Raw genomic sequence first — 11963 nt, 5'->3', positions numbered from 1 at the left:
GCGCCACCCGGCATGGTTACAAGCTATGAACTTTCACCAATACTATCCCGTCGACATCGTTAACGGCCCCGGCACCCGCTGCACGCTGTTTGTGTCCGGGTGCGTGCATGAATGCCCCGGCTGCTATAACAAAAGCACCTGGCGGCTCAATTCCGGCCAGCCGTTTAGCAAAGAGATGGAAGATAAGATCATTGCCGATCTGAACGATACGCGAATCAAGCGCCAGGGGATCTCGCTCTCCGGCGGCGATCCGCTGCATCCGCAAAACGTGCCGGATATCCTGCAACTGGTGCAGCGCGTTCGCGCTGAGTGCCCCGGCAAAGATATCTGGGTGTGGACCGGCTACAAGCTCGATGAACTCAACGCTGCACAAATGCAGGTGGTCGATCTCATCAACGTGCTGGTCGATGGCAAATACGTGCAGGATCTCAAAGACCCGGCGCTAATCTGGCGCGGCAGCAGCAACCAGGTTGTGCATCGTTTGCGTTGATCTCCAGGCGGTTAATATTCTGTTTTCCGCCTCTCAAAAACGGCTCACACACTCCATGGCGACGGTTTTGAACTCACTGAAATTCTGGCATGCGCAGAGCCGCGTCATCGCGCGTTCACGCAGGAAGGTGACGAAAATATCGTAGATCGCCATCGCTTCTTCGTATTCGCTTTTGCTAATGGCGAGCAAGAAAATCACGTGTGCCGTTTCATCGCCCCATGCAATACCCTGCGGGGCGAGGATGGTGTAGACCACCGTTTTCTTCGCCAGCAGACCGAGGGCGTGCGGCAGCGCGATGCCGTCGCCCAGCATGGTGCTGACAATGGCCTCACGTTCAACCACTGAATCAAGAAACTCCGCGTCGACAAAACCTTCATCCTGTAACTGATAGCATAACGTTTTGAACAGCGTCTGCTGATCCATGGTGCCGTCGATCACGCGAAAGTGGGCGGCATCGAAAAACTTGTTCAGCATCCACGGGCGGGTTCTGTCCACCAGCACCAGTTTGCCAATTTGCTCCAGTTGATAATCGGTCGGGAACGGCGCAATCATCACTACAGGCTTATCTTTTTCACCGATCCGCGCGGTAGAGATAACAAAATCTTCGCTAATGCTTTCCCGCTGTTCGTAGTCACGCAGCGTGACGGTATCGACGATTTCTATCTGCGGATACTTACGCGCCAGCACCGCTTCAATCATCCGCGCCATCGCATTTCCGGCATCGCATACCAGCAGAACTTTCGGCTGCCTCTGGTAACCGATGTTGTAACTACGCTCTAACCCAACGCCAATATGCAGAACCAGAAAGCCGATCTCATTTTCACTGATGGTGTACGGCGTATATTTTCCCCATCCCGAGACGGCGGCCAGCGTCATATCCCATGCCATCGGGTAGTGCTGTTTAATATTTTCCAGCAACGGATTGGGGATCATTATCTGGTAGCGCACGCGGGTGATCATCGTCTTAATATGCGTCAGCAGATCGGCATGTAACTGCTTGTCATTCAACAGGTTGTAATTGTACTGGGTGTTGATAAAACGCAGGATGTAATTGACCAGCGCTTCATCATCATCCGCATTAATGGCGCTGGGGGCGATCTCTTGTACCTGGCGGGCGGCGATATGTACCTGTAGCCAATTCTCTTCGAAAACAGAAAGCGGTTTGTCTGCCAGCCGGTGCAATACCGCCGCGATTTCCCGCGTGGCCAAGCACACTTCGCTCTCCACTTCTTCTGCGACGAACTCCGGCAACGGATAGCCCTCGCTAATCCGACGCACCGCCACCGCGCAGTACAACCGCAAAAATAGCTCGCCCTCATCGGTCAGACGAATATGAAAACGAGCGAAAATATCCTGTAAAACAGGCTGTAGCTGCTCAGGGATCCCGGCATTCAGCGCCTCTTGCATCACTAACGGGTGCTGCGGATCCTGCTGCGCCAGCGTCCACAGCAGATCGGTCAGACAGGCGCGGATCGCCATCTCGCTGCCAAACAGCTTCATGCCGTGACGGGGGCGCGTTTCCAGCGTCAGACGATAACGTTGCAGGTGTTCACGAACTTCGGCCATATCGTTTTGCAGCGTCGCACGACTGATAAACCATTCATCAGCTAAATCTTCAAGCTTCAGTGAAAAGGCCGACGTCAGAAAACGGACCACCAGCCAGTGTACCCGCTCCTGGCTGGTTCGCGGGATGCGCAGCAACGTTTCAGGCTGCTGCGTTTGCAGAGAGTGATAACTTACCGGGTCGTCAATTTTAAGCTGGTAACCGCTGCCCCGGCTGAGAACAAACTGCGCGCCGTACTGAGTAAGCAGCGCGTTTAGCGCAGTGATATCCGCCCGTACGGTGCGTGTGGAAACCGACAACCGCTGCGCCAGCTCGTCCTGTGGAAGCGCTTCGTTTTGCAGCATGCCAAACAGCTGCGCTAAACGTTGGTTGGGGAATCGCACGTCAGTCTCCTCATCTGTCAGTTAGCCTACGCAGGCCCGGGTCATCGCCATCAGCTGGCGCACGTCGTCCGGGCGGGTGTTACCACTCACCTTATCAATAATCGAACTATAGATGTGAGGAATGATTTTGCGCACTCCGGCATCCAGGGCGATCTGCAGGATTTCAGTGAAATTATCCAGATCGATACCCCCGGTAGGCTCCAACCAGAAGTCATGCCGGGCACAGGCCTGCGCGACGGCGATGTACTCGTCACGGCATTTCAGGCCGCCCATCGGGAAGTATTTAATCGAGCTACCGCCCATATCTTTGAGCAGCGCAATCGCGGTTTCTACCGGCACAATGCCGTCCGGCGTCTGGCTGCTCAAAGGCCCGGTGGAGATTTTCACCCTGCCCGGCGTGCCGGTTGGCGAGACCAGACCGTTGACCACCGTCTCCTGCTGGCCCAACAGCGCGCGACTGGTCGCCACACCGGTAAAGACCTGATTAACATGCTGCGGCTGTACCTGACGGGAAATTTCACTGACCATCGCCGACTGGTTTGGATCGCCCGCCCCCAACCCCACGGAGAGCGCATTGTCGATAAGCGCCGCGTATTCACGCATATCCGCGACCGCGCTTGCGACATCCGGGTAATTTTTTGACAACACGCCGACCAGCACGTGTCCTTCCGCCGCCGCGTAAATATCCCGCGCATTTTCTTTGGAGCCAGCCAGCACGTTCAGGCAGACGCGGTCGCGATAAAAGTTAGGGGTCAGTTTCATGCGTTTTTCTCCTGCGAAATCACTTCACCAATTCGACGGGCCACAATTTCCAGCTGCGCGCGATCCACGCTGCGCACATCGGCTTCGATAATGCCTTCGTTGGCTTTGTACCCACGGAAGTAAATCGCGTACTCGCCGTGTTTCAGGGCTTCAACCAGTTCGCCCGTGGCGATCCCGGTTACCGCTTCGTCAAACTTAATTTCCGTACGGGCGATGTCGCGCCCTGCGCTGTCCCACACCACGCGGGCGCTCACGCCGTGCAGCTGGTTCAACGCATTAATGAACGGCGTCATTTTCTCGACCATCTCCGCGCCGCTCTCTTTCTGGGCGTTCAGATACAGTTCGATAGCGCAGGTCAGGCCAAGAATCCCCTCTTTGCCCACCTTCATCGCCCGGCCGATCCCCGCCGTCTGGCGTTTCACCCACTCAACGTACTGGGTTTTGCCAATCACCAGTCCACTGGTTGGCCCTTCAATCGCCTTTGCGCCGCTGTAAATAACCAGGTCCGCACCAAGGCGGTAGTAGCACTGCAAATCTTCTTCCGCCGCAGCGTCCACAATCAGCGGCAAGTTATGCGTGCGCGCCACCACCGCGGCCTGCTCCACGCTGAGCATGCTTTTCTGTACGCAGTGGTGAGATTTGATATACAGAATCGCCGCCGTACGCGGTGTAATGGCCGCCGCCAACTGTGCCGCGGAACATTCGTTGGCATAGCCCGCTTCCACCAGCTTGCCGCCACCGAGCGCCACCATGGTGCCAACCGGTGCGCCAAAGTTGACGTTGTGGCCTCTGGGCAGCACGATTTCGTTATTCTCAATGGGCGTAACGTGGAGGTTCTCCAGCAGCCAGTCGCTGTCTTTCACCAGCACTGCCGCCACCGACTGGGCGATTCCCGCCGACGCGCAGGAGACGACGGTAGCCCCTTCCACGTCCAGCAATTTCGCGATGTAGTCGCCGGTTTTATTGACCAGATCTTTCATTTCAAAGTACTGATTCATCCCCGCCATCGCGACCTCAACCACTTCTGGTCGCGGCGTGGAAACGCCTAGCGCCGTCATGCGGCCTGATGTGTTAATTACCTGTTTTAAATTGTATTTCTCAAAAATCGAAGGCATGTTCCGCGCTCCCTTGTTCGGTCATATAGCCCTTGCCCGCACGTATTGCGGCAAGCGGCACCAGCAGTTGTTCAGCCTGCAGGCTGTCGTTTTCAGCATCTACCAGCACGGTTGGCTGGCGCTTAAGCGTAAAGATGGTCAAATCGGCATCCAGACCAGGCTGCAATCGCCCTTTCTGTTTCAGACGCAGGCCGTCAGCGGCATTAGCGGTCACGCACTCAATGACCTGTGGGAGCGACATCCCCATGGCGAGAAATTTCGACATCACATTCGCCAGGGAGAACACCGGACCGCTGATACGGTTGCGGCAATAAATATCGGAGCTGATGGTGTGCGGCAAAATGCCAAGACCGATAGCGCGTTTTGCTACCGCAAAGCTCAGGCTGGCAGTACCGTGACCAACGTCCAAACGCACGCCGCGTTGCAGCGCCCGCGTGACAGATGTGCGCAGCTCGCCTTGCGGCGTCAGAATACGGTTCGGCTTACCGTTGTAGCAGTGGGTAATAATGTCGCCCGCACTCAGGCGTTCGGCGATCTCATCGAGATTCGGCGGGTTGTTGCCAATGTGCACCATCAGCGGCAGGTCGCCGTTCTCTTTTTGCATCTCTTTGGCACGATCCAGCGGGGTGATGCCGTTAACACCTACCACGCTACTGCTCATGCGCGCCTTCAGGCCGACGATAAAATCAGGGTGGCGTTTCACCGCCTGCCGCACCGCATCAGCGTCAATGTTGGCCATGTTAGCCAGCTCATTTTGGGCGATAAGCCCAACGCGGGAGATATTCAGCAGCGCATACACTTCCGTCGCCGCTTCCCGGGTCAGGGTGTAAAAATCGTCGATATCATCCGCCCCGGTACTGCCCGCATCCACGACGGTGGTAACGCCGGTCGCAATACCGACGCTGTCCGGTTGGTCGTGATAAATCGGGGATTTGGGATAACAGTGAACGTGGGAATCAATCCAGCCTGCACTGACGTAGCACTCGCCGCCGAGCTCAATAGTTTTCAGCGCTGAACCATCAACGTTGCCTAATGCCGCAATTTTGCCGTCTTTCAGCGCAATATCGCTCACCGTATCGTCAACGAGGCGCGCACCGCGCAGGAGTAAATCAAACATCGCTCTCTCCTTTGCCGGATGGCGGCGTAACAGCCTTATCCGGCCTACAAATCAACAGTTAGCTAATGGCAATCGGGAAGATGGAACCGAGGATCATCGCGCCGAGGATCGCCCCGCCGGTGATCGGTTTTTGCCACAGGTAAAACAGCAGCGCGCCCGCCAGTGAACCGATGCCGATAGGGATAGAAGCCGTCATCGCGCTGAGGATAATCAATGGCCCGAGGAAGCGGCCAGAGGCGTTACCGGCCCCCATCATGACGTCCGCCCCGTAGGTTGAATCGCTCTGATTGATGGTGAACTTACGCGCCAGAATGATGATGTAGCCAATCGCCAGGCCAATCACCAGGCCGGTGACCAAAGAGGCGGCGAAGTTGGCAACCGGGAAGATAATGCCCGCACCCAGCAGCAGCGCCGGAACACCTAATCCGACTCCGGTCTGAATCGCGCCGCCGATATCCAGAATCCCCACCAGCGAACCTTCAATAATGCGGGCAAACAGGAAGCTTGCGCCAAATGCCGCCACCGCCCCGTAAGAGCCGGTGTCCATTCCCGCCTTTAGCATCGCCACAAAAGCCACTTCGTTAAATGCGCCGATACCGTACAGGTAGTACATGTGCGTTCCGGCAAAAACGCCGGAAGAGAGCAGGCCAACGAAGATCGGGAACGACCAGTCGGCAAACCAAAAACCTTTATTTTGTTCCATGATGGCCTCCGTTATTTGCCGCTGAGTGAGTTGTGGATCAGTTCCAACCAGTTCGGCACGGTCAGATGGAAGGATTCGATCATCTTCATGTCGAAGCCGCGGAAGAAGCCGCTCAGGACAAACAGCGCGACGATAGCCACCATCATGACTTTGGTAACGTGGTTCCAGCCGCTCTCTTCCACGCCTTTACCGATCAGAATACCAAGGACCAGACCCGGGACAGCGTTACCCATAATCAGTTGCGCCGCGCCGCCAAAGACGGTGGCCCAGAAGCCTGATTTCTTACCGGCATCGATCGCCGCCAGCCAGAAGATCACCGGCATTACCGTGTTGACCAGCAGGTTGGCTGCAGGAACCAGCACCTTAACGGCGGTAACTTGCAGCGCTTCCGGTACGGATGATGCGGTGAGGTTAAGGAAGGTCACGACAATCATCCCGATAACACCACAGGCAATCGCCATGCGCTTGGGATCGTGCAACGTTTCACCGACGTTGCGGTTTTTAACCATCAGCGCGGCGGCGCCCCAGTTGGGGATGATGCGATGGTCGACATCCTGCGTGAACGCCCCCGCCGCAACGGAAGAAGCCCAGGCGTTAAAGAAGAAGCCCAGGCCGAACGAGAAGTGAGAAGCCGGATCCCCTTCGCAGGAATTCAGTTCTCCCAGAGTACGAAACGCGCCCATCCCTTGAGTGGTAGGCGCATGAAACATGCGTGCAGCCCCAGCGCCGACACCGACGCCAACCAGGCCACCAATGATGAGCGATTTTATTAATATTATCAGGAACATATTTATGCCTTTTAATAAAGAATCAGCGTTGCGTAACGAAATCCACCTTGTCGAGATTGATGGCAGTCACGTTGACGGTCACATCCAGCTCCACGCTGAAGGTGCGTCTTTCCCGGCGCAGAAAGAGAAATAAAAACGCCTCTTTGCGCACCGTTTCACGTGCTTGAACAACCTGCACATCCTGTGGCTCAATACGCAGTAAGATATGCGACGATGCTTTCATCACCGCAGCCTGAACGTGGTTCAGGGCATCGGCAAAGGCGCGCGCTTTAGCCTCGCCCTTGCCAGTGACTCTCACCGTGGTGGTGAATTGCTCTTTCATACTTAAGCGCCGTGTTTCTTTTGCCACGCCTGTACCAGGCGCTCGCCGAGCTCTTCTTTGTCCATAAAGCCGAACCCCAGCACGTTGCAACCTTCGTTGATGGCCGTTACGCCTTCATCAACCGAGCGCATGCCGTATTTCGCCTTGTAGCCGTATTTGGTCTGCGCGGTAATCGCCCCCGCCCCGCCGCTGCCGCAAAACGAGATACCAAAGGTGGCGTTTTCCGCTTTCATCACATCACCCAGCTTCATATCAGCGGCAACGCCCGGTACCACAACCGCACGGCCACCCGCTTTCTCAACGCCTGCCGCCACTTTCTGGCCTTTACCCAGACGATCGCCAATCACTACGGTAATCTGTTCCATCTTTTGCTCCTTAAAGGTTGTCTTTCGCGACTTCGAAGTGCACCGACAGCAGCCAGGCCTCTTCCTCAGGAAGATTGCCAAACTCGGCGACGACGTCGCGGGCAAGCGCCATTGATTCGGCAGAAATTTCATCAAACAAGCTGGCATCGACTTCAGGTAAGGGTTCACCCGTTACCGAGCGGTGCGCCATGGCGCGAACATGCGACGTCAGCATCTGTTCTTGTACTGCGTTGGGAATAATGTGGCGTTCACGCAGCAAGGCATACACCTGCGCCAGCATGCGGTCGGCCAGTTCCACCGATTCCCCCATGTCATTCATTACGGCTCCGTTATTCACTCGTCTTACCCCACTAATGGCTCTGAGGGTAAAGTAGCGGTGGAGGTTAAAAGTTTGTAGCGAGTTGTTTTCCACTTCGAAGTGGAAAGGGACGCAGCGACAGTGATCTGTGCCGCAAAACGGGTCGGGTTCACGATTTATCGCTGGAATAATGTGATTGAGATCGCATGAGGAACAAGGAAAGTGGAGGGCAGAACGAACAATGCGTGGGTGATAAAAATGAAAAAATGTGATGGGTATAGCGTTTACTTATGGGGAATGGTGTTGCCGGATAGCGACGCGATGACGGTTTATCCGACCTGCGGACTACACAGGCCGGATACAACACATTAGCGGTACTTCTTGTGGTAAGCGTTGCGGGTTGTTTTCAGCTCTTCCGCTGCGGCTTTCGCCTCTGAGACTTTACCTTCATTCGCCAGCTTAAGCGCGCCATCAATCTGACCGATCAGCGTGTCAAAACCGTGACGAAAATCTTTCATCTCCGGGCTATCAGGGGATTTGCTTTCCAGCTTCGGCGGTGTGCCTTTTTGAGCGTCCAGCGCGGCTGCGCGCATTTTAGTTAACGCATCTTTCAGTTCAGTCGCATTATCCGTTTTTTCGACGATCTTCAGGTTGTCGTTGAGGATCCCCATGTCGTCTTCAAGATCGGCTGCAAACGCAGAAGAACCAAGAACCAGCGTTGAAGCCGCGACGATCGCTAACAGGTGTTTACGCATTGCTCACTTCCTTTTTTATTATTAAAAATTAACGCCTTAACGAGTATTACTGCCCGGCGATCTTCATCTCCGGCAACAGTACCGAACCACACTGTATATTGCTGCGGGTTTCAATATCATTACCGACGGTGACGATATTTCGCCACATATCTTTTAAGTTACCGGCGATGGTAATTTCGCTCACCGGGTACTGAATTTTGCCATTTTCAACCCAGAAGCCCGCCGCGCCGCGCGAGTAATCTCCGGTAATACCGCTCACGCCCTGCCCCATCAGCTCAGTCACCACCAGGCCTGTGCCCATCTCTTTGAGCAACTGCTCGAAGCTTAGACCCTGTCCCGGAATTCGCCAGTTGTGGATCCCGCCCGCATGCCCGGTGCTCTTCAGCCCCAGCTTACGTGCGGAATAGTTGGTTAACAGCCATTGAGTCAGCACGCCGTCTTTAATGATGTCGCGGCGCTCAGTCCGTACCCCTTCACTGTCGAATGGCGACGACGCCAGTCCCTTCAGCAGGTGCGGATGCTCTTCAATGGTCAGCCATTCCGGCAGAATTTGTTTGCCCAGCGAATCCAGCAGGAAGGTCGATTTGCGGTACACCGAACCACCGGCAATCGCGCCGACCAGGTGTCCGAAGAGTCCGGTCGCCACTTCGTTGGCAAAAATAACCGGTGCTTTCATGGTGGAGAGCTTACGCGGCGACAGGCGCGATAACGTGCGGCGCGCACAGTCGACCCCCACCCATTCCGGCGTTTGCAGATCACCCATCGCACGGCCAATGGTGTAAGCGTAATCGCGTTCCATATCGCCATTTTCTTCCGCGATCACGCAGCTGGAAAGGGAATGTCGTGTGGAGCAGTAGCCCTGCAGCATGCCGTGGCTGTTACCAAACACTTTGATGCCATAGTGGCTGTTAAAGCTGCCGCCTTCGGTATTGGTGATGCGTTTGTCCGCCTGCAACGCTGCCTGTTCAGCGCGCGCCGCTAGTTCGATAGCTTCGTCAGGGGAGACTTCAGCTGGGTGGAACAGATCCAGATCGGGCGCATCAAAGGCCAGCAGGTCTTTATCCGCCACGCCTGCGCACGGATCCGGTGAAGTGTAACGGGCGATATCCAGCGCGGCCTGCACGGTACGGGCAATCGCCTGCGGACTTAAATCGGTGGACGATGCGCTGCCCTTACGGTTCTGGTGGTAAACCGTAATCCCCAACGCGCCATCGCTATTGAATTCGACGTTCTCCACTTCACCATAACGGGTGCTGACGCTAATACCCGTGGTCTTGCTCACAGCGACTTCCGCGCCATCCGACTTACCTGACGCTAATTCCAGTGCCGTCGAGACTGCTTCTTCCAGAATCTTACGCTGCGCTTCAACTTGTGAGATTACTTTCATCGCAAATGCCATAATGTAGAGAGAGTTTCTCTGAAGTCTAACAGAGAACCGTTTTTCAGTGCGCATCTTAACTGGTAACATTAGCCTCTTTTTTTAAGGAGCCTGACATGACTAAGCAGCCCGAAGACTGGCTCGACGACGTTCCCGGTGATGACATCGAAGACGAAGACGATGAAATTATCTGGGTCAGTAAAAGTGAAATTAAACGTGACGCCGAGGAGTTAAAACGCCTGGGTGTGGAACTGGTCGAACTGGGGAAAAACGCGCTGGATAAAATCCCGCTCGATGCGGATTTACGTGCCGCGATTGAGCTGGCCCAGCGGATTAAGATGGAAGGTCGCCGCCGTCAGCTGCAGCTGATTGGCAAAATGTTGCGCCAGCGCGATGTTGATCCTATCCGTCAGGCGCTGGACAAGCTGAAAAACCGTCACAACCAACAGGTTGTACTGTTTCACAAGCTTGAGCAACTGCGCGATCGCCTGATCGTCGAAGGTGATGATGCTGTAGAAGAGGTGCTGAACCTGTGGCCAACCGCCGATCGCCAGCAGCTTCGCTCTCTGGTTCGTAACGCGAAGAAAGAGAAAGAAGGCAACAAGCCGCCGAAATCAGCACGTCAGATCTTCCAGTATCTGCGTGAACTGGCGGAAAACGAAGCCTAACAAAAGGCTCAGGGTTATAGTCTGCACTCATAAAATGGGACAGCGGCTTTCAGGGCCTGGGTTCGGTATTCTACCGGGCTCAGGCCTTGTATTTTAAAACTCATCCGCTCGTAGGTGTAGTAATGGATATTGCAAATAACGGAGTTCAGCCCGTAATTCTTCGGGATAGAGCTTTTCCAGTCCCGCATCGGTAAGTGGGGATGTTATTGATTGTTTTGACATTGGTTTGCCCCAGCCGCGTTTTATACTCAGAAGTCCTTTCTGGTCTTAGAATTTGTACACATTAACCCAGTACGGGACAACACTTTCATTTGAGATGTGAAATCGTGCCGCTGATTCGCGCATCGTAAGTTCTTCACAGAGTGAAGCTCAGTCAACAGCTTTCCGAAATTCAGGAGAATAATTGTTGTTTTTTAGGTAACACCATCAATACCGGAGAGGTAGCGTCTGACTACAGACTATCTGGTTCCGAGGGAATATTTTGGATTTGCCATAAAGAACTGGAGCGTCCAACTATTGGGGTGCAGTCCAACTTTATACCAGAGCCTTTAATATAGATCAAATCACCTCACATACTTCCCCCTCTAATTGTATATATCAAGACAAATATATACATATAACATTCATATTCAAACAAACTTATTATACAGCCAACAATAAATACACCACTAATATGTGACACATAAAAAATTCACACAAGAAATAAATTCATCAAAACAATAATTATCTTTATTTTATATATCCACATCCAGTTTTCGGGCATAAATCCCAAAAAAACAACAAGAAAATCCTTAAAAAAAAGATATTACCCATTGTTTTTAAATACAAAAAAAACAAAAAAAATCACATCCATAATAAATAATAAAATTGAACTAACAAATGATAATTTTATAATCCGCGTGACGTTAGATGCAGAAACCTTATTACACATAACAAGGATTTATAGTATTAGAGCAACCTCATCTCATTAGGAATAAATCAATATTGCCCTTGTTATTTTACAATAATATATACGGAGATTATCACTTATGAATTTTAAACGTAGCGCGCTTACTATTGTTATTTCATGCGCATTATTACCGAGTGTTGTTTTTGCTGGGCCTGACGATAATGCAACCGAGAAATATGTTGATGATGCAGTGACAGCTGCCACTCAAACCCTGGAAGGGGAAGTAGCAACCAACACTGCGGCAATTGCAACCAACACTACAGACATAGCAGCCAATACCAGCGCTATTGCTGATAACGCCTCGGA

14 protein-coding genes and 1 pseudogene are annotated in these 11963 nt (G+C 53.5%); 3 read left to right on the top strand and 12 right to left on the bottom strand.

Annotated elements, in window-relative coordinates:
- Window positions 1–25: 25 nt before the first annotated feature.
- Window positions 26–490 carry an anaerobic ribonucleoside-triphosphate reductase-activating protein gene (nrdG, locus tag OGX91_RS04410; RefSeq protein ID WP_286625591.1) on the top strand — a complete coding sequence of 155 codons (465 nt, stop codon included), beginning with the start codon at window positions 26–28 and terminating at the stop codon, window positions 488–490.
- A 33-nt stretch (window positions 491–523) separates the two neighbouring features.
- On the opposite strand, the gene OGX91_RS04405 is transcribed toward nrdG, so the two are convergent.
- The 11 genes from OGX91_RS04405 to pmbA all read right to left on the bottom strand — a co-directional run bounded on the left by OGX91_RS04405 (window position 524) and on the right by pmbA (window position 10061).
- A complete protein-coding gene (locus OGX91_RS04405; RefSeq protein WP_286625553.1) occupies window positions 524–2437 on the bottom strand; it encodes a BglG family transcription antiterminator in 1914 nt (637 codons plus the stop codon).
- Between the two features lie 21 nt (window positions 2438–2458).
- Window positions 2459–3199: a 2-dehydro-3-deoxy-phosphogluconate aldolase gene (dagF, locus tag OGX91_RS04400; protein WP_005134201.1), complete on the bottom strand. Its 741-nt coding sequence runs from the start codon at window positions 3197–3199 to the stop codon at window positions 2459–2461.
- Entirely contained in the window at window positions 3196–4314 is a 1119-nt protein-coding gene (locus OGX91_RS04395; protein ID WP_005134202.1) for a DgaE family pyridoxal phosphate-dependent ammonia lyase, read from the bottom strand. The genes dagF and OGX91_RS04395 overlap by 4 nt, the downstream gene beginning before the upstream one ends.
- The gene (locus OGX91_RS04390; RefSeq protein ID WP_286625551.1) at window positions 4298–5431 is read right to left on the bottom strand and encodes an amidohydrolase/deacetylase family metallohydrolase; all 1134 of its coding nucleotides are present in this window, start codon (window positions 5429–5431) and stop codon (window positions 4298–4300) included. The genes OGX91_RS04395 and OGX91_RS04390 overlap by 17 nt, the downstream gene beginning before the upstream one ends.
- A gap of 58 nt (window positions 5432–5489) precedes the next feature.
- The gene (locus OGX91_RS04385) at window positions 5490–6134 is read right to left on the bottom strand and encodes a DUF4310 family protein (RefSeq protein ID WP_003830379.1); all 645 of its coding nucleotides are present in this window, start codon (window positions 6132–6134) and stop codon (window positions 5490–5492) included.
- 11 nt (window positions 6135–6145) lie between these two features.
- Entirely contained in the window at window positions 6146–6922 is a 777-nt protein-coding gene (locus OGX91_RS04380; protein ID WP_005134210.1) for a DUF4311 domain-containing protein, read from the bottom strand.
- A 22-nt stretch (window positions 6923–6944) separates the two neighbouring features.
- Entirely contained in the window at window positions 6945–7244 is a 300-nt protein-coding gene (locus tag OGX91_RS04375; RefSeq protein WP_005134212.1) for a DUF4312 family protein, read from the bottom strand.
- Window positions 7245–7246: 2 nt separating this feature from the next.
- Window positions 7247–7609: an SFCGS family glycine-rich protein gene (locus tag OGX91_RS04370; RefSeq protein ID WP_003830384.1), complete on the bottom strand. Its 363-nt coding sequence runs from the start codon at window positions 7607–7609 to the stop codon at window positions 7247–7249.
- 10 nt (window positions 7610–7619) lie between these two features.
- The gene (locus OGX91_RS04365; RefSeq protein WP_016151467.1) at window positions 7620–7928 is read right to left on the bottom strand and encodes a PRD domain-containing protein; all 309 of its coding nucleotides are present in this window, start codon (window positions 7926–7928) and stop codon (window positions 7620–7622) included.
- 347 nt (window positions 7929–8275) lie between these two features.
- Window positions 8276–8662 (bottom strand): cytochrome b562, encoded by a 387-nt coding sequence (gene cybC, locus OGX91_RS04360; protein ID WP_286625549.1) that lies wholly within the window; start codon window positions 8660–8662, stop codon window positions 8276–8278.
- A 46-nt stretch (window positions 8663–8708) separates the two neighbouring features.
- A complete protein-coding gene (gene pmbA / locus OGX91_RS04355; RefSeq protein ID WP_286625548.1) occupies window positions 8709–10061 on the bottom strand; it encodes a metalloprotease PmbA in 1353 nt (450 codons plus the stop codon).
- Window positions 10062–10156: 95 nt separating this feature from the next.
- Between pmbA and yjgA the strand changes: the two genes are divergently transcribed.
- Window positions 10157–10708: a ribosome biogenesis factor YjgA gene (gene yjgA / locus OGX91_RS04350; protein WP_137378430.1), complete on the top strand. Its 552-nt coding sequence runs from the start codon at window positions 10157–10159 to the stop codon at window positions 10706–10708.
- A 14-nt stretch (window positions 10709–10722) separates the two neighbouring features.
- Here yjgA and OGX91_RS04345 read toward each other — a convergent pair.
- Window positions 10723–10836 (bottom strand): annotated as a pseudogene (locus OGX91_RS04345) (IS3 family transposase); the annotation flags it as partial.
- A gap of 900 nt (window positions 10837–11736) precedes the next feature.
- On the opposite strand from OGX91_RS04345, the gene OGX91_RS04340 reads away from it, so the two are divergent.
- The coding region (locus OGX91_RS04340) for a hypothetical protein (protein ID WP_286625547.1) at window positions 11737–11963 on the top strand (227 nt) is incomplete at its 3' end.

This window comes from Citrobacter sp. Cpa228 (genome assembly GCF_030333085.1).
Taxonomy (GTDB): Bacteria; Pseudomonadota; Gammaproteobacteria; order Enterobacterales; family Enterobacteriaceae; genus Citrobacter; species Citrobacter pasteurii.
This window is presented reverse-complemented; position numbering and strand designations above follow the sequence as displayed.